The following is a 19184-nucleotide window of genomic DNA, read 5'->3' as shown; positions in this document are numbered from 1 at the left end:
GCGCTGAACTTCTTGACAGGCGACAGTCAGAGTGATCAGCTCGTGGTCACGGGAGGCCCCCATGAGACCCGTGATCCCCATGGTGGCGGCCATGCTGACCGTCGCCGCCTGTTCCTCGATCCAGCCCGCCCAGCCCCAGAGCCCCGCCCATTCCACCGGCCCCGTGCGCGCGGGCGGCACGCTCACCTTCGCGCTCAACGCCGACCCCGACCACCTGGATCCCACGCTCAGCCGTTCGCTGGTCAGTCGCCAGATCTTCCACGCCATGTGCGAGAAGCTCTACGACGTCGACGAGAAGGTCCAGGTCGTCCCCCAACTGGCCGCCGCCCTGCCGAGCATCAGCCCCGACGGCAGGACCTACACGATTCCCCTGCGCGCCGGGGTGAAGTTCGCCGACGGCACGCCGTTCGACGCCGAGGCGGTCAAGCGCAGCCTCGACCGGCACCTCACGCTGGAGACCTCCTCGCGCCGCAGCGAGCTCGGGCCGATCACGGCCGTGCGCGCCACCGATCCGCGGACCGTCACCATCACGCTCGAACGCCCCACCGCCCCGCTCACCGCCGCCCTGGCCGACCGGGCGGGCATGGTGATGTCGCCCAAGGCGCTCCAGGGGAACTTCGCCGCCGCCCCGGTCTGCGTCGGGCCGTTCAAGTTCGCCTCGCGGGTCCCGCAGAGCAGCATCGAGCTGGTCAAGGACCCCAACTACTACGACGCGGCCAAGGTGAAGCTGGACAAGCTCGTCTACCGGATCATCACCGACGGCAGCATCAGGGCGGCCAACCTGCGCTCGGGCGACGCCCAGGTGGCCGACACGATCTCGCCGGAGGACGTGCCCCAGCTCAGCGCCGACACGAACCTGCGGGTGCTGCAGTCCGACTCGCTCGGCTACCAGTCGCTCACCGTCAACGTCGGCAACACCGACGGGCTGGGCAAACCGCCCAAGACGCTCGGCACCCCGATCGCCAAGGACCCGCGCGTCAGGATCGCGCTGGAGCACGCGATCGACCGCGACGCCCTGGTCAAGACCGTCTTCCGCGGGCTCTACCGGACGGCCTGCTCGCCCGTCTCGCCCAACTCGCCCTATACGAGCGAGCGGGCCCAGCGGTGCCGGCCGCACGATCCGGCCAAGGCCCGGCAGTTGCTGGCCGAGGCGGGGGCGGCGGTGCCGTACAAGATCAAGATGTCCGTCACGAACACGCCGCTGAACCTGCGCCTGGCCCAGACGCTCCAGGCCATGGTGAAGGACGGCGGGTTCGAGATGGAGATCCAGGCGGCGGAGTTCGCCTCGCTGCTCGACCTGCAGGACGCCGGTGACTACGAGACGCTGCAGATCGGCTGGTCGGGGCGGGTGGACGCGGACGCCAACATCACGCCGTTCGTGCGCACCCAGGCGGCGCAGAACGTCGCCGGCTACAGCGACGAGCAGGTCGACGCGCTTCTGGACAAGGCGCGCGAACAGCTCCAGCCCGCCGAGCGCGCGCAGACCTACGCGCAGGTGATCGAACTCCTCCAGCGCGACAACCCGCTCATCTACCTCTACCGGCAGCGCAACATCACCGGCGTCAGCGCCCGGCTCACGGGCGTGCAGGGGTTCGCGGACGGCCTGGTCCGCGTGGCCTTCGCCGGTTTCGTGTCGTGACATGCGGCGCTACCTGCTCCGGCGGCTGGCCGAGTCGGCGGTGACGTTTCTGCTGGCGACCGTGGTGGTCTTCGCGGGCGTGCGGGCGCTGCCGGGCGATCCGGCGCGCGCGCTGGCCGGTGAGGACGCCACGCCCGAACTGCTCGCCGCCATCCGCGAGCAGTACGGGCTGGACCAGCCGCTTCTCGTCCAGTACACCCGCTACGTCACCACCAGCCTCACCGGCGACCTGGGCACGAGCCTGCGCACCGGCCTGCCGGTGCGCGACATGCTGGCCCAGGCGCTGCCGGTCACGGTGGAGCTGGCCCTGCTCTCGCTCGCGATCGCGGTCCTCATCGGCGTGCTCGCCGGCGTCGTCGCCGCGGTACGGCGCGGCCGCCCCGCCGAGTGGGTCGCCAACGGCTTCGCCCTGCTCGGCCTGTCGATCCCGAACTTCTGGCTGGGCCTGATGGGCATCCTGTGGTTGTCGGTGGCGCTCGGCCTGTTCCCGGCCTCCGGTTATGTCCCATTCTTCACCGACCCGCTGGGCAACCTGCACCGCATGGTCATACCCGCGGTCGTGCTGGGCACCGGCCTGGCCGCGGTGATCATGCGGCAGACCAGGGCGTCGATGCTGGAGGCGCTGTCGGCCGACTACGTGCGGACGGCGCGGGCCAAGGGGCTGGCCGAACGCCAGGTGATCGGCGTGCACGCGCTGCGCAACAGCCTGATCGTGGTGGTCACGATCGCCGGGCTGCAACTGGGCGTGCTGATCTCGGGCGCGGTGGTGACCGAGCGGATCTTCGCGATCCCGGGATTCGGCAAGCTGACGGTCGACGCGGTCTTCCAGCGCGACTACCCGATCATCCAGGGTGTGGTGCTGGTCACCGCCACCGCGTACATCGTCATCAACCTCCTGGTCGATCTGCTCTACTCGGTCATCGACCCGCGGATCAGGGTCGCATGAGGGCCGTGCGCAGGCTCCTGCGCAACCCCCTGACCGTCGGCGGGCTGCTCGTCCTCGTGATCGGCGTGGGGGCGGCGCTGCTGGCGCCGTGGCTCGCGCCGCACGCCTTCGACCGCGCCGACTTCGGCGGCCTGTTCCGCCCGCCCGGCTCGCCGGGACACGTCCTCGGCACCGACGACCTCGGCCGCGACATCCTCTCCCGCATCATGTACGGCATGCGGGCCTCCTTGCAGGTGGGGGTGTTGTCCGTGCTGCTGGCCGTGGGCATAGGCGTCCCCCTAGGCCTCATAGCCGGATATTTCAGGACCTTCGATGGCCTGGTCTCCCGCCTGACCGACCTGGTCCTGGCCTTCCCGTTCCTCATCCTGGCCGTCGGCTTCGCCGCGATCCGCGGGCCGTCGCTCACCAACGCCGCCCTGGCCATCGGCATCACCCAGATCCCCGGCATGATCAGGGTCACCCGCTCGGAGACCCTGCGGATCAAGGCGCTCGACTACGTGGACGCCGCCGTGGCGGCCGGCGCCCGCGACGGCTGGATCGTCACCCGGCACGTCTTCCCGAACGCCGTCTCCGCGATCATCGTGCAGGCCACGGTGGCCGTCCCGATCGCGATCATCGGTGAGTCCGTGCTCTCCTTCCTCGGCCTGGGCGTGCAGCCGCCGGTGCCTAGCCTCGGCACGATGCTCTCCGACGCCCAGTCCTACAGCTCGACCGCGCCCTGGACCGCGGTCGTGCCCGGCATCACGATCCTGCTGGTCGCCTTCGCCTTCAACCTGGTCGGCGACGGGCTGCGCGACGCCCTCGACCCGAAGGAGAGCCGCCGATGATCGAGGTGTCCGATCTGTCGGTCGGCTTCCGCACCGAGGACGGTCCGGTGCGGGCCGTGGACGGCGTCTCGTTCGACGTGCGGCCCGGCGAGGTGCTCGCGGTGGTGGGCGAGTCGGGCTGCGGCAAGAGCGTCATGGCGATGGCGCTGACCGGCCTGCTGCCGCCGACCGCGGCCGTGTCCGGCTCGGTCCGCTTCGAGGGCACGGAGCTGGTCGGCGCCCCCGCCCACCTGCTGCGCTCGGTGCGCGGCAAGGACATCGCCTACGTCTTCCAGGAGCCCGCCACCTCGCTCAACCCGGTCTTCACCATCGGCAGGCAGATCGTCGAGGCGGTCCGCGCGCACACCTCCTTCTCCAGGCGGGCCGCCGCCTACCGGGCCGCGGAACTGCTCGACCTGGTCGGCATCCCGCGTCCGCTCGAACGCCTCGGCCACTACCCCCACCAGCTCTCCGGCGGCATGCGCCAGCGCGTGATGATCGCGATGGCGGTCGCCTGCGGCCCCAAGCTGATCGTGGCCGACGAGCCGACCACGGCGCTCGACGTGACGATCCAGGCGGCCATCCTCGACCTGCTGCGCGACCTGCGCTCCAGGCTCGGCACGGCGGTCCTGCTGATCACCCACGACCTGGGCGTGGTGGCCGACTCCGCCGACCGCGTCGTGGTCATGTACGCGGGCCGCGTCGCCGAGTCGGGCACCGCCCGCGCCATCTTCACCCGTCCCCTGCACCCGTACACCAGAGGCCTGCTGGGCGCGGTGCCCGCGGGAGCCGGCCGGCGGCTGACCGAGATCCCCGGCATGGTGCCCGTGCTGGCGGATTCGCCCGACGCGTGCACGTTCGCCAACCGGTGCCCGCTGGCCGTACCCGGCTGCCTGGCGGGCCGCCCTCCGCTCCGTGGCGGCGAAGGCCACGAAGTCGCCTGCATAAGGGCCGAAATATGAGTGCGTTGTGTGAAGTAGAGGATCTGGTGCTGCATTTCGGCCGGGTACGCGCGGTCGACGGGGTGAACCTGCGCGTCGACCGCGGCCAGGTGGTCGCGCTCGTCGGCGAGAGCGGCTCGGGCAAGTCCACCGTGGGCCGCTGCGTCGTACGGCTCCTGCAGCCCACCTCCGGCCGGATCCTGCTCGGCGGCGTGGACGTGACCACCCTGAACAGGCGGCGCCTGCGCCCCCACCGCCACAAGGTGTCGATCATCTTCCAGGACCCGGCGGGCTCGCTCGACCCCAGGTTCCGGGTGGGCGACATCGTCGCCGAGCCGCTGCGCGTCGGCAGCGAGCGCGTGCCGGGACGGCAGCGGTCGGCCCGCGCGCACGAGATGCTGGAGAAGGTCGGCCTGCCCGCCCGCATCGCCGCCCGCTTCCCGCACGAGCTGTCCGGCGGCCAGCGCCAGCGCGTCGGCATCGCCCGCGCCCTGGTCTCGGGGCCCGACCTGCTCATCGCCGACGAGCCCACCAGCGCGCTGGACGTCTCCGTGCAGGCCGCCGTGCTCAACCTGCTCGCCGACCTGCAGCGCGACCTGGGTTTCGGCTGCCTGTTCATCACCCACGACCTGTCAGCCGTGGAGTACCTGGCCGACACCGTGGCCGTCATGTACCTGGGCCGGATCGTGGAGAGCGGCCGGGTGCTCGCCGCGCCCCGCCATCCTTACACGCAGGCGCTGCTGTCGGCCTCGCCCTGGCCCGATCCCGACGCGCAGCGGGCCAGGACGCGGGTGGTGCTCTCCGGGGAACTGCCCTCGCCCGCCGATCCGCCTTCCGGGTGCCGGTTCCATACGCGGTGCCCGGTGGCGGAGGCGCGCTGCCGTACCGAGGAGCCGGTGTTGCGGCGGGTGGAGGGCGGGTCGGTGGCCTGCCACCTGGTCGGCGAGGACGGATCGGGGCCCCAGCTGATCACGCCGGCGGCCAGTCGAGCAGCCGCGCCCCCAGCACCGCCGTCTCCAGCGTGAACCGCTGCGTCGGCTCGTCCGGCGAGAAGCCCGTCAGGCGGCGGATGCGCTCCAGCCGGTAGGTGACGGTTCTGGTGCTGACGCCGAGCCGGCGCGCGGCCGCCGCCTGGTTGCCGTGCACCGCGAAGACGGCCGCCAGCGTCTCCAGCAGCGGCTCGTGGCCGCCGCGCGCGCCGAGCAGCGGGCTGAGGACGCTGTTGACCAGGTCCTCGATGGCGGCCCTGTCGCGCAGGAGCACCGGGAAGACCAGCAGGTCGGCGGCCTTGACCACCGGGGCGGCCAGGCCGAGGCGGCCCGCCAGCTCCAGCGCCCGCTCGGCCTCCCTGAAGGAGGTGACGACGCCGCCGGGACCGCGCTGTGCCCGCCCGACCGCGACCCGCCAGCCGGGCGCGAACCTGGCCCGCACGTGGTGGGTGAACTCCCCCACCGCGGCCGGGAGCGTCGCCGGTGACACGCACACCAGCAGGGACTCACGCGCGGCCACGAGGATGTTGTGCGAGCCGAACCTGGCGACCAGGTCGCGTTCGATCCGGTCCTGGTCGCCGTCCTTCATGCCGCTGGCCACGGCCACCACGTACGACTCGGCCAGGCGCAGCCCGAAGTGCTCGGCCCGCTCGGCCAGGCGCTCCGCGCGGCCCTGGAGCAGGTCGTCCACGAACTCCTTGCGGGCCGTTTCCTCGCTGCGCAGCGCGGCGTGCTGGGCCGCCTCGTAGCCCTCCATCAGCGCGGCCACCAGCCGGCGCAGCGCGGGCGGCGCCGTACCGTCGGCAGCGGCCAGCGCGTCGTCCACCAGCACGCGCAGCGGGACGCCGCGCACGGCGGCGCTCTCGCCGATCGCGCGGCACTCCTCGACGGCCGCGCGGCCCGGCAGCCGCCCCGCGGCGGCGTGCTCGGCCACGAGGCGCCGCAGCGGCTCGTCCATCTGCCCGTCAGACTCCTACGTCGCGCCGGTCGAAGGCGAGGACCGCGGTGAGCGCCAGCACGACCGCCGCCCCCGCCAGCACAACGTAGTCCCATGCGGGCAGCCCCTGGTAGACGGGCCGGCCCTCGGCGTAGTAGTGGAACGGCGAGAGCCACTTGAGCCAGGAGATCGCCTCGACGTTCCTGCCGACGGTCACGACCATGTAGCCGGCGACCGCCCAGACGCCGACGGCGGCCATGGCCGGGGCCTTGCGGCCGGTCACCGCGCCCACGGTCACCGTGACCGTGCCGAAGAACACGGCGAGCAGGAAGACTCCGGTGTGGGCGGCGAGGATGCGGTCCACGCCGACGCCCAGGTCGATCGACTGGGCGACGGCCACCAGGACCGCGAAGGTGATCGCGGCGATCACGAAGAGCGCCGCGATCATCGCGGCGTAGCGCTCCAGCAGCAGCCGTTTGCGGTCGACGGGCAGCGTGATCGTCAGCTCCAGCGTGCCGGACTCCTCGGGCTGGGCGAGGGCCCGGTTGCCGAGGACCATCGCGCACACGATGAACATGATCGGGACGAGCAACTGGTAGACGACGGTCTGGAGGTAGCCGGAGGCGGAGGCGATGTCCTCCATGCCGCCCATGATGTCGCGCAGCGCGCCGGGCGACTTGGCCAGCGCCTGCCTGCTGAGGATCTCGGGGTCCTCGCGCATGCCGGCGTAGACGCTGACGTACATGGTCAGGAACAGGCTGATGCCCACCGACCAGCCGATGAGCGACCTGCGGTACTCGCCCAGGGCGTTGGCGATCATGATGCCTCGCTGTAGTAGGTCAGGAAGATCTCTTCGAGGTCGGGTTCCGAGCTGACGAGGTGCACGACGGTGAAGCGCGCGGCGGCCTTGATCAGCGCGTCGGGGCGGCCGTCGATCGTGCAGGCCACCGCGGCGCCGCGGATGCTGAGCTCCCGCACACCCGGCAGGCCGGCGAACGCCTCGGGCGGCACCGGCGCGTCGAAGTGCAGCTCCACCCGGCGTACCGCCTTCTCCCGCAGCGCCGAGACGTCTTCCACCGCGACCAGGCGGCCCTCCCGTACGATGCCGACCCGGTCGGAGACCTGCTCCACCTCGGCCAGCACGTGCGAGGACATGAGCACGGTCCGCCCCGACACGCGCACCTCGCGCACCATCGACAGGAACTCCCGCTGCAGCAGCGGGTCGAGGCCGCTGGTCGGCTCGTCCAGGATCAGGAACTCCGGTTCGTGCATGAACGCCTGGATGAGCCCGACCTTCTGCTTGTTGCCCTTGGAGAGCTTGCGCATCGGCACCGACAGGTCCGCGTCGAGCCGCTCGGCCAGTTCCTCGATCCGCTTGGGCGGTACGCCGCCGCGGACCCTGCCCAGGAAGCGCAGGTAGTCGCGGGCCTTCTCGCGGCCCTCCAGGACCAGTTCGCCGGGCAGGTAGCCGATCCTGGCGCGGGCGGCGGGCTCGCGGGTGCCGTGCCCGAGGACCCGGACCGTGCCCCTGGTCGGCCGGATCACGTCGAGGAGCAGGCGGAGGGTGGTCGTCTTCCCTGCTCCGTTCGGGCCCAGGTAGCCGAAGACCTCGCCGGGACGGATCTCCAGCGTCAGGTCCTCCAGGCCGCGGCGCGCCCGGTAGTACTTCGTCAGCCCTTCGGCCTCCACGACTGCTGTCATGTCCCGGATGCTCCTCCGCCACCGGCCCGTCGTCATCACACGAGTCCGGCAGTCGCGGAGTCTGCTTGGTTTCCGTATTCCGGCAATAATGTTGCCTTCGTGGAGACGGCATTCGTGCTCGGCGGCGGCGGGCTGCTCGGCGCTCACGAGGTGGGCATGCTCAGGGCGCTCGACGAGGCGGGCGTGCGCCCCGACGTGGTGCTCGGCACCTCGATCGGCGCGATCAACGGCGCGGTGCTGGCCGCCGACCCCGACCGCGCGGTCGAACGGCTGACCACCCTGTGGTCGTCCGACGTGGTCCGTACGGCTTTCGCAGGCTCATGGGTCTCGCGGCTGTCCACCCTGGCCAGGACCGGCACCCACCTGCATCCGGCCGGGCCGCTGCGGCGGATGCTGGCGGCCACGCTCGGGGTGGAGCGGATCGAGGAGCTGGCGGTGCCGTTCCAGTGCGTGGCGGCCTCGGTGGAGCGGGCGGCGGCGCACTGGTTCACCGGCGGGCCGCTGGTGGACGCGGTGCTCGCCTCGTGCTCCGTGCCCGGATTGCTGCCGCCGGTGGACGTGGGCGGTGAGCACTTCTTCGACGGGGGGCTCGTGCACAGCATTCCGGTCGGGCGGGCCGTACATCTGGGGGCCAGCCGGGTTTTCGTGCTTCATGTCGGACGGATCGAGCGCCCGCTCAGCGCGCCGACGCGGCCGTGGGAGGTGGGGATGGTGGCCTTCGAGATCGCGCGCCGGCACCGGTTCGCCGAGGAGATGGCGAACCTGCCGCCGGGCGTGGAGGTGCACGTGCTGCCGGCGGGCGCGCCGGAGCCGGTCTCTCCGCTCCGCTATCGGGACGCTTCGCTGATTTCTGCTTATGTCGAGCGCGCTTACAAGGCTTCTTCCCGATATTTGGCTTCAAGGGGAGGATGAGGACGTGCCCCCACGCATTCTGCGGCGCCTCATCCTCGCACCCCTGGTCATCGTGCTGACCGTCGTGGTGGTCGTCACGCTGCCGTTCTGGCTGGTGGTGGTGGCGGTGGCCTCGCTGCGCCTGCCGCCGCCGCAGCGGCGCGGGGTGCGGCTCATCTGGTTCGCGGCGGCGTGGCTGGTGCTGGAGTGCGGCGCGCTGCTGGCCTGCTTCGCGCTGTGGGTCGCCGCGGGCTTCGGCGGGCGGCTGCGCAGGGACGAGTTCCAGACACGCCACTACGCCCTGATCAAATGGTTCCTCGCCCGCGTGTACGGCACCGCCGAACGTGTCTTCCGCCTGACCGTCACCATCGCCGAACCCCCGCTGACCGAACAGGAACAGGCCGCCCGGCTGACCCGCCCGGTCATCGTGCTCTCGCGCCACGCGGGCCCCGGCGACAGCTTCCTGCTGGTCCACCACCTACTGGCGCTGTACCGGCGCAAGCCGCGCATCGTCATGAAGGCGGCCCTGCAGTACGACCCCTCGCTGGACGTCCTCGTCAACCGCCTGCCCAACGCCTTCGTCCCGCGCCGGGTGACCGAGAGCGGCATCCTGGACGAGATCACCCGCCTGTCCTCGACGATGGAGGACCACGACGCCCTGGTCATCTTCCCCGAAGGCGGCAACTTCACCCCGCGCCGCCGGCGCCTGGCCATCCGCCGCCTGGAGGAGAAGGGCCTGGCGGCCGAGGCCGAGCGGGCGCGCGGCCTCGACCACCTGCTGCCGCCCCGGCCGGGCGGGGCGATCGCCGCCATCGAGGCCTGCCCGTCGGCCGACGTCATCTTCGTCGCCCACACCGGCCTCGACGACCTCGTCACCGTCGGCGACATCTGGCGCCGGCTCCCCCTGGAGGCGAAGATCACCGCCCAGTGGTGGCGGGTACCGGCCGCGGAGATCCCGCGCGAACGCGAGGAACGTATCCGCTGGCTCTATGACCAATGGGAGAGCATCGACGACTGGATCGCCGCCCAGAAGGTGGCCGGCTAGGACCTGCGGGCCCGGTTGTTCGCGATCAGCTCGTGGTGGCGCACGACTTCGGCGATGATGAAATTAAGAAAGCGCTCCGCGAATACCGGGTCGAGTTTCGATTGTTCCGCCAGGCTGCGCAGCCGGGTAATCTGCCGCTTCTCGCGCTCGGGATCGGCGGGCGGCAGGCTGTATTCCGCCTTCAGTTTCCCGACTTCCTGCGTGCATTTGAACCGCTCCGCGAGCAGGTGCACCAGGGCGGCGTCGAGATTGTCGATACTGTCACGGAGCCGCTGCAGCTCCTTTTGCACGAATTCCCGGTCACCGTCCATCAACAATTCCTCATTCCCTGCTGGTGAAATCCCAATTCAGGGAGCTTACTACCATGTCCGTATGAGCACGCACGGCTTCACCCTCGCCGCCGAGGGCCCCTTCGACTTCGCCGAGTCCCTGCGCTTCGTCGAGGACTGGCCCGCCACCAGCACGCTCGCGCCCAGCGACGGCACGGCCCTGCGCTTCGCCTACAACGCGGAGTCCGACTGGCGGCCCATCGGCGTGAGCGTGCGCGCGGCGCCCGGCGGCGTCTCCGTGCGGACCAGCCGCCCGGCCGGCCCGGCGATCCGCGCCGAGATCGCCCGCATCCTCTCCCTCGACGTCGACGGCACCGGCTTCGCCGCGCTGGCCGCCGCCGACCCGGTACTCGGCGACGTCCTGCGCCTGCGCCCCGGACTGCGGCCGTTGTGCTTCTGGAGCCCCTGGGAGGCGGCGTGCTGGGCGGTGATCGTGCAGCGCTCCTCGATGCACATCGCCGCGCGCGTCAAACAGCGCATCGCCGAACGGTACGGCGCCACGCTCGACGTCGACGGCCACCCCTTCGTGGCCTTCCCTCCCCCGATCTCCCTGGTGGAGGCGGGCGGGCTCGGCCTGCCCGCACGCAAGGAGGAGTGGATCCACGACCTGGCCAGGGCCGCGCTCGACGGCGTCCTCACCACCGAGCACCTGCGCGGCCTGCCGCCGTCCGAGGCGCTCGCGGAACTGCGGGCGCTGCCCGGCGTCGGACCGTTCACGGCCGGGCTCATCCTGATCCGCGGCGCGGGCGCACCGGACGCCTTCCCGGGTGACGAGCCCCGGTTGTTCGCGATCCTGCGCGAGGCGTACGGCCTGCCGGAGGACGCCCCGCCCGCCGCCTACCGGAAGATCGCCGACTCGTGGCGCCCCTACCGTTCGTGGGCCTCCTTCCACTTCCGCGCCACCGGATATCAGATGCGCCGGCCGTAGGAGGACTCGTACGCTGACGCCCCATGGACCATCTCCTTAACGTTGTGGACGTCGAGGCGACCTGCTGGCCCGGCTCCCCGCCGCCGGGCATGGTCAGCGAGATCATCGAGATCGGCCTGACCGTCGTGGACCTGGCGGCCGGCGAGCGCGTGAGCAGGCACGGCATCGTGGTGAAGCCCGCCCGCTCCACCGTCAGCCCGTTCTGCACGGAACTGACCGGCCTGACCGAGGACGAGGTCGGGCGGGGCGTGCCGTTCGCCGAGGCCTGCCGTGTCCTGGCCGCCGACCACCGGGCGGGCTCGCGTCCCTGGGCGAGCTGGGGCGACTACGACCGCAAGCAGTTCACCCGTCAGTGCGCCGCCACCGGCGCCCGCTACCCCTTCTCCCGCAACCACACCAACGCCAAGCTGCCCTTCACCGCCGCCCACGGGCTGCGCAAACGCCCCGGCATGGCCCAGGCGCTGACCATCGCGGGGCTCCCGCTCGAAGGCCGGCACCACCGGGGCGAGGACGACGCCTGGAACATCGCCGCCCTCATCCTCCACCTGGCGTCGCGGGACGCCTGGCACCTCCCGGAGGCAGAAGCGGAGCGTCGATCGGACCGTGCTCGATGAGGCGCATCATCGCGCCGACGTCCAGATGTTGTTCGACCAGGTCGCCCAGCGCGTCCAGGCGCTCCTCGCGCAGCGCGGCGAAGCTGACGCCGGGGTCCGGGGCGAAGGCCCGCCCGGCGCGCGCGGCCACGTCCGCGAGGAAGGCGCGGCGGAAGCCGTCGTTCTCCAGGGCGCCGTGCCAGGTGGTACCCCAGACGTCGCCGACGCGGCAGCCGTCCAGGAAGGGCTCACCGCCCTCGACGGCGGCCACGCCGTGATGGATCTCGTAGGCGCGCACGGGCTGGCCATAAGCCTGGCCGGTGGGGCGGGCGAGCGTCTTCTCCGGCCGGAACGTCACGGTCACCGGAAGTAGCCCGAGCCCCGGGACGTAGCCGGCGCCGGACTCCACGCCGTCGTGGATGTCGCGGGCGAGCATCTGGAAGCCGCCGCAGATGCCCAGCACCGGCCCCTTTCTCTCCTGTACGGCACGCGCCAGCCCGTTCTCCCGCAGCCAGGCGAGGTCGGAGACCGTGGCGCGGGAGCCGGGCAGCACCACGAGGTCGGCGTCGTCCAGTTCGGCGGGGTCGGTGACGAAGCGGACGACCACGCCGGGTTCGGCGGCCAGGGCGTCCAGGTCGGTGAAGTTGGAGATCCGGGGCAGCCGGACCACGGCCACGCGCAGGGTCTGCCTGCCGTACGGGCCGCGGGTGACGACGCGGCGGTTGTCCAGGGCCAGGGAGTCCTCGACGTCGAGCCAGAGCCCGTCGAGCCAGGGCAGCACGCCGTAGACGGGGCGTCCGGTCAGCGTGTGGAGGGTGTCCAGTCCGGGTTGCAGGAGTTCGACCGCTCCGCGGAACTTGTTGACGATAAATCCGGAAATATGGGCTTGGTCGGCGGCGTCCAGCAGCGCCACCGTCCCGTAGAAGGCGGCGAACACCCCGCCCCGGTCGATGTCGCCCACCACCACGACCGGCAGCCCCGCCGCCCTGGCCAGGCCCATGTTCGCGATGTCACCGGCCCGCAGGTTGATCTCGGCAGGGCTGCCCGCCCCTTCGCAGATCACCACGTCGTGGGCGGCGCGCAGCCGTTCCAGCGACTCCAGGGCCTTCTCCCGCAGCATGTCCTTGAGCGCCCCGTACTCCAGCGCGTCCACGTCCGTCAGGGGCCGGCCCATGAGGACCACCTGGCTGCGCCGGTCGCTGCCCGGCTTGAGCAGGATGGGGTTCATGTCCGCGACGGGCTCCAGCCGCGCCGCCCTCGCCTGAACCTCCTGCGCCCGCCCGATCTCGGCGCCCCCGGCGGTGACGAAGGAGTTCAGGGACATGTTCTGCGCCTTGAACGGCGCCACCTTCACACCCTGGCGGACCAGCCACCGGCAGATGCCGGCGGTCACCACGCTCTTGCCCGCGTCCGACGTCGTCCCCGCCACCAGCAACGCACCCTTCACCGCGGCATTTTTTCACACGTGCCCCATTTACAGCGCACTGCCCTTCTAGAACAATCTCCTAGAACGTCGCTCTAAGAGAGGTGCCGCATGGTCGGGACGTTCGGATCACCACGAACCGGTGTGATCAACGCACAGGACCGCGCGCCGTACGGCTGGACGCCGCTCGTCGTCCTGTTCATCGTCGGCCTGGTCGACCGCATCGAGTACAACCTGCTGTCCGGCGTCCTCCCTCTGGTCCAGGCGGAATGGGGCTTCTCCGACACCGCCGCCGGATCCATCCCCACGGCCGCCGCCCTCGCCGCCGCGGTGGTGGCCCTGCCCGCCGGGTACTTCGCCGACCGCTACAACCGCACCCGCATCCTCGCCATCGTCGTCTTCTGCTGGGCGATCGCCACCCTCGGCTCCGGCCTCGCGACCGGATTCGCCATGTTCTACCTGATGCGCGTCTTCCTGGCCGCCGCGGAGAACATCGACAACCCCGCCGCCGGCAGCCTGCTCGCCGACTGGTATCCGCCGCTCTCCCGCGCCAAGGCGTACGGGCTCACGCGCGTCACCACCTACCTCGGCGGCATCGGAACCCTGCTCGGCGGCATCCTCGGCCAGGCCATGGGCTGGCGCAACGCCTTCCTCGTCATGGTCATCCCGGGCGTGCTCACCGCGATCCTGTGCTGGATGCTGCGTGAGCCCAAACGCGGCGAACTGGACCGGCTGGTCGCGGGCGGAACCACCCCGGCTTCTCCGGCTTCTTCGGCTTCTCCGGCTTCTTCGGCTTCTTCGGCTAAGGCGCCAAAGCAGCCGTTCTGGCCGCAGTTCCGTCTCGTGCTGCGCAATCCGACGCTGATGTTCGTCTGCGTCGGCCTGGCCCTGCTCACGCTCGGCCTGGCCGGGATCTTCTTCTGGCTGCCCACGCTGATGGTGCGCGCGTTCGGCGCCACCCCGGCCACCGCCGGCTCCTACAGCGGCCTGATCACGGTCGCCGGCACGCTCGTCGGCACCCTGGTCGGCGCGTGGCTCGGGCGCAAGTGGCACGGCACCGTCAAGGGCGGGCGGCTGCTGGCCGGCGGCGGCGGGATCACGATCGGCGCCGCGGTGCTCGCCGCCGCCCTCTCCATGAACTCCCTGCTCGCCATGGCCGCGCTCACCCTGCTGTCCTGCTCGCTCATGTCGATCGCCATCCCGAACATGACCGCCTGCCTGGCCGACGTGGTCGGAGCGGGCTCGCGCGGGCTCGGCTTCGCCGTCCTTCAGGTGTTCACGACCGCGGGCGGCGCGTTCGGCTCGCTGATCGTGGGCATCTTCTCCGACCGGCTCGGCTCCCTGGTCGGCGGCATGTACGTGCTGATCGTGCCCATGGTCCTCGGCGGGCTGATCACGCTGGGCGCGCGGGCGTCCTTCGAGCGGGACGCCAAGAAGGTCCTCGACGAGGCCAGGGACGCATAGCCGCCAGCACCGCCAGCCCGGCGGCCGTGAAGCTCACCGCCCTGGTCAGCCGGACCGCGCGCCCGATGTCCCCGACCTCGGGCGCGCGGCCGTCGCCCATGGTCGGACGGTGTTCCGTCCGCCCGCCGTACACGTTGGTGCCGCCGAGCGTCACCCCGAGCGCGCCGGCGAAGGCCGCCTCACACCGTCCCGCGTTCGGGCTCGGGTGCCGATGCCCATCCTTCTTCAGTACGGCCAGCGCCCCCGCCCGATCCGGCCCCACCGCCACGGTGATCAGCCCGGTCACCCGCGCCGGAACGTAGTTGGCCACGTCATCCAGCCGCGCCGCCGCCCAGCCGAACCGCTCGTACCTGGGCGAACGATGCCCGATCATCGCATCCAAGGTGTTGATCGCCCGATAGGCCAGCAATCCGGGAATCCCCGCCACCGCACCCCAGAACAACGGCGCCACCACGGCGTCCGAGGTGTTCTCGGCCAGCGACTCCACCGTCGCCCTGGCCAGTTCCGGCTCCTCCAGCTCCGACGGGTCGCGCCCGCACAGGTGCGGCAGGCGGCGCCTGGCCCGCTCGACGTCCTTGTCCTCCAGGGCGCCGGCCATGTGGGCGCCTTCGCGGGCCAGCGTCGTACCGCCGAGCACCGCCCAGGTCGCCGCCGCGGTGAGCGCGGTGCGGGCCAGCGGGTGGCGTACGCGTTCGGCCAGGATGCCGACCCCGGCCGCCGCGCCCACGCACAGGGCGACGTGGGCGACGCCGTTCGGGCGGGCGTCGCCGTACAGGCGCTTCTCCAGAGCGGCGGCCGCCCGGCCGAACAACGCGACGGGATGTCCGCGGCGCGGATCCGCGAACACGGCGTCAAGCGCGACACCGAGCGCGATACCGGCGGACCTAGACCAGATGTGCATGAAGTTCATCTTCGTGCACATCGAGCCAGGCGGCCGCCCGGCGGATGCGCTCACCGGCGCCGCCGGCCCACATCGCCGCCCAGGCGCCGCCCTGGTCCGCCCGCTTCCGCATCACGTCGTAGCTGCGGTGGAAGCGGAGCCTGGCCAGGTCGAGCAGGCGGCGCCGGTCTCGGGGCGGCAGGCCGTACGCGTCGCAGAAAAGACGCAGCCGAGCACCCACGTCCACGCCCCGCAGGAGCGGATGGCGGTCGAGCGGATCGGCGATGGGCGCCCAGTGGCGCAGCGTGGTGACCACGTCGAACAGCCGCGTCGTGGGCCTGGCCTGGTCGAAGTCGATCAGCGCGACGGCGCTGCCACGATGAAAAATCGTGTTCTCCGGCCGTAAGTCACAGTGTCCGATGACTTCCGGCGCCCTGTCATCATTGGACCCCTCGACCCACCCCTGGGCGGAGAACCCTTCGGTGGCGTCATGAAACCCCCGCAACAGCTCCGCGAGACTCCGCAACCCATCCTCGGCCACGTTGTGCACGGTAAGCCCGCAACTACCCGGAATGAAGGTGATGACCTCGCGATCGAACTCATCGAACCCCACCACCCGAGGCGCCCCGGCGAACCCCGAGGCCTCAAGGTGCCGCAAAAGGGCGTGCACGGCGGGCGTGGACGAGCTTTTCGGACGGCGGACCGTATCCCCGACCCGAACCACCCCGTCCGTCACGTCCCCGCCCCGCAGCGGTGTCTCATGCAGGAGCGTCGCGACCATGCAACGGCATCTTAGACCCCTTTAGACCGATCCCGCCTGGCTTTTTGTGTCGGACCACCGCCCCGGCGCCGCCTGCCCATAACGTGGCCCGTATGCCGATCCTGCTGTCCGTAGTGGCGTTCCTGATGACGCTCCTGGGCGGCCTGGTCGCACACCGCGTCCGCGAACGCCGCAACCTCGTCCTGGGCGCCGCCGCCGGCGTCATGCTCGGCGTCGTCGCCTTCGACCTCCTACCAGAGGCCCTCGCCCTGGACACCATGACCCTGCACGGCGTCCCCCTGCCCATGCTCACCTTCGCCGCCGGCTTCCTGGCCGTCCACATCGTGGAACGCGCCGTGGCCATGCACGACACGCAAGAAGGCGACTACGCAGCCCACCGCCATGCCCACGCCGGCATGGGCCTGGCAGCAGGCAGCGCCTTGGTCATCCACAGCTTCCTGGACGGCGCCGCGATAGGCGCCGCCTTCCAAACCGACACCGCCCTCGCCGTAGCGGTCGCCATAGGCGTCATCGCACACGACTTCACCGACGGCTTCAACACCTACACACTCACCACCCTGTACGGCAACGCCCGCCGCCGCGCCATCATCCTCCTCACCCTGGACGCCATAGCCCCCATAGCCGGCGCCACCCTGACCACCCTCCTCACCATCCCCCAAGGCCTGCTGGGCGCGTACCTGGGCCTGTTCGCCGGCTTCCTCCTGTACCTGGCCACCTCCCACATCCTCCCCGAAGCCCACACCCCCCGCCGATCCACCGGCCTGACCCTGACGGCTACGCTGGCGGGCACGCTGTTCATGTGGGCGGTGATCGGACTGACCGAGTGACACGGTCAAATCGAGTGCGTGACAACTCGCCGGATCATGCACAATAAGGCGGGAGCGCCCTTAGCTCAGCTGGATAGAGCATCGGACTTCTAATCCGACGGTCGCAGGTTCGAATCCTGCAGGGCGCGCTTAGATCATGCCGTTGACCTGCTGAAACATGCGCTTGGCCGTCTGGGCGGAACATAGTTCTAGCCGTTCCGTGCTCCAACCGTGCTCGCCCGTACCAACCCCGTACACACCATGATCACCATGCCGTCCGACACCGCACTCACCGGTTCCCGCGATACGGCGGACGGCCCCGTCCGCCGCGTTTCCGGCGGGACGAAGCCGTCCTGTGACCCTGTCAGGCACTCTTGGCTATGCGCGCAGATGCCGCAGTGTGCCGTACTCCTCGTCGTCGCCCAGCAACAGCGCTGCGGTCTTCTCCGCCGCCGCCATCGCTACCTGGGGAAAGACCGAGGTGTAGGTGTCGGCGGTGAACGCGCTGGAGGTATGCCCCAAAGTTTCCTGGACCACCTTGATCTCCACACCCGCGGCCAGCATCAACGACGCAGCCCCATGCCGGAGGTCATGGAGCCGGATCGGTGGTAGTCCCGCCAGGTAGGCCAGCCACAGGAACTGGTCGGACACATGCTGCGGATGCAGCCGATCCCCATCGGACTGGGTGAACACGAACCCGGTCCCCCTCCATGTCTCCCCTGCTGCGAGTTGTTGTTCGCGTTGACGCCGCTGGTGCGCGCGCAGGATCGTGATCGTTTCGGCGTCCAGGGCGATGGTGCGCATGGAGGCGTCGGTCTTGGGCTTGCCCTCGTGGATGCGCCCGGCCAGCTGCACCAGCTGCCAGGAGATGCTCGCGGCTCCGGTATCCAGGTCGATGTCTTTCCAGCGCAGCCCGCATGCCTCGCCCCGCCGCAGCCCGCGAAGCGTGATCAGCCGATACAAGGCGAACAACGGATGCCGACCGGCCTCTTCCAGAAACAGCCGGGTCTGCTCCGGTGTCCATACCATCACCGCCGATGGGCGCGGCACCCGGATGTAGGCGTCGATCGGATCCACTCGCCGCCCTCCCCGGCGCGCTTTCTCCGCGCTGCGGTAGGCGCGGAAGTCCTGATGCCATTCCTCGACCCGCTCCCGGGTCCACACCAGTGGCCTGGGCCGGGTCTTGGCCGGCATCTCCAGCACCGCCGCGGGGTTGAAGTCGATCAGCCGGTCCTGGCGGATGGCCACGTTCAGCGCATGCCGGAGTGTCGCCCGGATGCTGTGCATGGTGGCCATGCTGACCGCCCGCCGATACTTGACGCTGGCCCGCACCTCACGGTCAGCGCTGGCGCGGCGCTCGGCGATGACGTCGTTGAACTCCTCGATCTGCTCGAACATCCCCGCCACGTCCCCGACCCTGAGCTGATCCAGCCGGATATGACCCAGGTAGGGGGTCAGATACAGCCGGATGTGGCCCTCGTAGGAGCGCCGGGTCGTTTCTTCGATCTTCCGCTTGCGCTTGAGGAACTCCTCCAGCCACTGCTCGACCGTCACCTCCTGGGTCAGGTCCTGGCGGGTGCGCACCTTGCGGCGCACCACCTCGACGCTGGGCAGAGCTTCGGTCTCGGCCAGCGTCCTCTTGATCAGATCAGCGATCTGATTACGGGTCACAACCTCGCCCGGATCGGCCAGCGCCAGCAACTCGCGCACCTTCCCCAACTGGTCGCCAGCGGCGTCCTGCGAGGCGAAGCCGCTACGACGCAGCGGACCCCGGCGCTTCCCCTCCACCGTGGCCGGAAGCTCGATCTGGTAACTCCAGATGCCGTGCCGGTTACTCCAGCCCCCACCGGGACGCCGTAGCTTGGGGCATTTCTGTCCCAGCGCCTTGCCGTCGGCTCCCGTGCAGGAGCACCGCTTGTACGTGGTGCCGTCAGCCATCACTTTCTCCCCTCATCCTGCGATGCGATGTCTTCTCCCGCCCGCGAGCCCGGCAGCGCGCAGTCACACTCCGGATGCCGGTCAGGCGAGCACGCCCCGCGACCAACACCGGGAATACGGCATGGCCATGTCGGGCGGGGATGTATC

General features: G+C 70.9%; 19 protein-coding genes and 1 tRNA gene. 12 read left to right on the top strand and 8 right to left on the bottom strand.

Features of this window, described 5'->3' with window-relative positions:
- The first annotated feature begins 61 nt into the window (after positions 1 to 61).
- The 5 genes from ACFWYW_RS27480 to ACFWYW_RS27460 are packed head-to-tail and all read left to right on the top strand — an operon-like array spanning position 62 to position 5357.
- Entirely contained in the window at positions 62 to 1639 is a 1578-nt protein-coding gene (locus tag ACFWYW_RS27480) for an ABC transporter substrate-binding protein (RefSeq protein WP_379614767.1), read from the top strand.
- A gap of 1 nt (position 1640) precedes the next feature.
- Entirely contained in the window at positions 1641 to 2585 is a 945-nt protein-coding gene (locus ACFWYW_RS27475) for an ABC transporter permease (RefSeq protein WP_379641095.1), read from the top strand.
- 5 nt (positions 2586 to 2590) lie between these two features.
- The gene (locus ACFWYW_RS27470) at positions 2591 to 3412 is read left to right on the top strand and encodes an ABC transporter permease (protein WP_379614763.1); all 822 of its coding nucleotides are present in this window, start codon (positions 2591 to 2593) and stop codon (positions 3410 to 3412) included.
- Positions 3409 to 4353, top strand: coding sequence for an ABC transporter ATP-binding protein (locus tag ACFWYW_RS27465; protein WP_379614761.1), 945 nt, complete (start codon positions 3409 to 3411; stop codon positions 4351 to 4353). Before ACFWYW_RS27470 ends, ACFWYW_RS27465 begins: the two co-directional genes overlap by 4 nt.
- Positions 4350 to 5357 (top strand): ABC transporter ATP-binding protein, encoded by a 1008-nt coding sequence (locus tag ACFWYW_RS27460; protein ID WP_379614759.1) that lies wholly within the window; start codon positions 4350 to 4352, stop codon positions 5355 to 5357. The genes ACFWYW_RS27465 and ACFWYW_RS27460 overlap by 4 nt, the downstream gene beginning before the upstream one ends.
- Here the strand turns inward: ACFWYW_RS27460 and ACFWYW_RS27455 are convergent.
- The 3 genes from ACFWYW_RS27455 to ACFWYW_RS27445 are packed head-to-tail and all read right to left on the bottom strand — an operon-like array spanning position 5302 to position 7959.
- On the bottom strand, positions 5302 to 6279 hold the full coding sequence (locus ACFWYW_RS27455; protein WP_379614757.1) for a PucR family transcriptional regulator: 978 nt from the start codon (positions 6277 to 6279) through the stop codon (positions 5302 to 5304). The two genes, ACFWYW_RS27460 and ACFWYW_RS27455, sit on opposite strands and share 56 nt — an antisense overlap.
- A 7-nt stretch (positions 6280 to 6286) precedes the next feature.
- On the bottom strand, positions 6287 to 7078 hold the full coding sequence (locus ACFWYW_RS27450) for an ABC transporter permease subunit (RefSeq protein ID WP_379614755.1): 792 nt from the start codon (positions 7076 to 7078) through the stop codon (positions 6287 to 6289).
- Positions 7075 to 7959: an ABC transporter ATP-binding protein gene (locus tag ACFWYW_RS27445; RefSeq protein ID WP_379614753.1), complete on the bottom strand. Its 885-nt coding sequence runs from the start codon at positions 7957 to 7959 to the stop codon at positions 7075 to 7077. Before ACFWYW_RS27445 ends, ACFWYW_RS27450 begins: the two co-directional genes overlap by 4 nt.
- A 99-nt stretch (positions 7960 to 8058) precedes the next feature.
- On the opposite strand from ACFWYW_RS27445, the gene ACFWYW_RS27440 reads away from it, so the two are divergent.
- Both ACFWYW_RS27440 and ACFWYW_RS27435 read left to right on the top strand, forming a co-directional pair.
- Complete coding sequence (locus ACFWYW_RS27440) at positions 8059 to 8871, top strand: patatin-like phospholipase family protein (RefSeq protein ID WP_379614751.1); 813 nt, start codon at positions 8059 to 8061, stop codon at positions 8869 to 8871.
- A 4-nt stretch (positions 8872 to 8875) separates the two neighbouring features.
- On the top strand, positions 8876 to 9895 hold the full coding sequence (locus ACFWYW_RS27435; RefSeq protein ID WP_379614749.1) for a 1-acyl-sn-glycerol-3-phosphate acyltransferase: 1020 nt from the start codon (positions 8876 to 8878) through the stop codon (positions 9893 to 9895).
- Here the strand turns inward: ACFWYW_RS27435 and ACFWYW_RS27430 are convergent.
- The gene (locus ACFWYW_RS27430) at positions 9892 to 10206 is read right to left on the bottom strand and encodes a chorismate mutase (RefSeq protein WP_184959739.1); all 315 of its coding nucleotides are present in this window, start codon (positions 10204 to 10206) and stop codon (positions 9892 to 9894) included. The two genes, ACFWYW_RS27435 and ACFWYW_RS27430, sit on opposite strands and share 4 nt — an antisense overlap.
- 61 nt (positions 10207 to 10267) lie before the next feature.
- Between ACFWYW_RS27430 and ACFWYW_RS27425 the strand changes: the two genes are divergently transcribed.
- Entirely contained in the window at positions 10268 to 11152 is an 885-nt protein-coding gene (locus tag ACFWYW_RS27425) for a DNA-3-methyladenine glycosylase family protein (RefSeq protein WP_379614747.1), read from the top strand.
- Between the two features lie 23 nt (positions 11153 to 11175).
- Positions 11176 to 11766: an exonuclease domain-containing protein gene (locus ACFWYW_RS27420; protein WP_379614745.1), complete on the top strand. Its 591-nt coding sequence runs from the start codon at positions 11176 to 11178 to the stop codon at positions 11764 to 11766.
- Here the strand turns inward: ACFWYW_RS27420 and ACFWYW_RS27415 are convergent.
- Complete coding sequence (locus ACFWYW_RS27415) at positions 11687 to 13192, bottom strand: cobyric acid synthase (protein WP_379614744.1); 1506 nt, start codon at positions 13190 to 13192, stop codon at positions 11687 to 11689. The genes ACFWYW_RS27420 and ACFWYW_RS27415 overlap by 80 nt on opposite strands.
- A gap of 120 nt (positions 13193 to 13312) precedes the next feature.
- On the opposite strand from ACFWYW_RS27415, the gene ACFWYW_RS27410 reads away from it, so the two are divergent.
- Positions 13313 to 14632 carry an MFS transporter gene (locus ACFWYW_RS27410; protein ID WP_379614742.1) on the top strand — a complete coding sequence of 440 codons (1320 nt, stop codon included), beginning with the start codon at positions 13313 to 13315 and terminating at the stop codon, positions 14630 to 14632.
- On the opposite strand, the gene ACFWYW_RS27405 is transcribed toward ACFWYW_RS27410, so the two are convergent.
- Both ACFWYW_RS27405 and ACFWYW_RS27400 read right to left on the bottom strand, forming a co-directional pair.
- Complete coding sequence (locus ACFWYW_RS27405) at positions 14562 to 15533, bottom strand: cobalamin biosynthesis protein (RefSeq protein WP_379614740.1); 972 nt, start codon at positions 15531 to 15533, stop codon at positions 14562 to 14564. The genes ACFWYW_RS27410 and ACFWYW_RS27405 overlap by 71 nt on opposite strands.
- Positions 15517 to 16293, bottom strand: coding sequence for a phosphotransferase (locus tag ACFWYW_RS27400; protein WP_379614738.1), 777 nt, complete (start codon positions 16291 to 16293; stop codon positions 15517 to 15519). The genes ACFWYW_RS27405 and ACFWYW_RS27400 overlap by 17 nt, the downstream gene beginning before the upstream one ends.
- Before the next feature lie 92 nt (positions 16294 to 16385).
- Here ACFWYW_RS27400 and ACFWYW_RS27395 point away from each other — a divergent pair, with 92 nt between their 5' ends.
- On the top strand, positions 16386 to 17120 hold the full coding sequence (locus tag ACFWYW_RS27395) for a ZIP family metal transporter (RefSeq protein WP_379614736.1): 735 nt from the start codon (positions 16386 to 16388) through the stop codon (positions 17118 to 17120).
- A gap of 54 nt (positions 17121 to 17174) precedes the next feature.
- Positions 17175 to 17248 (top strand) — tRNA-Arg (locus ACFWYW_RS27390).
- Between the two features lie 229 nt (positions 17249 to 17477).
- Here the strand turns inward: ACFWYW_RS27390 and ACFWYW_RS27385 are convergent.
- A complete protein-coding gene (locus ACFWYW_RS27385; protein ID WP_379614734.1) occupies positions 17478 to 19037 on the bottom strand; it encodes a tyrosine-type recombinase/integrase in 1560 nt (519 codons plus the stop codon).
- Positions 19038 to 19184: the final 147 nt, after the last annotated feature.

The sequence above is a fragment of the Nonomuraea sp. NPDC059023 genome, assembly GCF_042740095.1.
Lineage (GTDB): Bacteria > Actinomycetota > Actinomycetes > Streptosporangiales > Streptosporangiaceae > Nonomuraea.
Note: the sequence above shows the minus strand (reverse complement) of the source record. Positions and strands in the feature narration are given on the sequence as shown.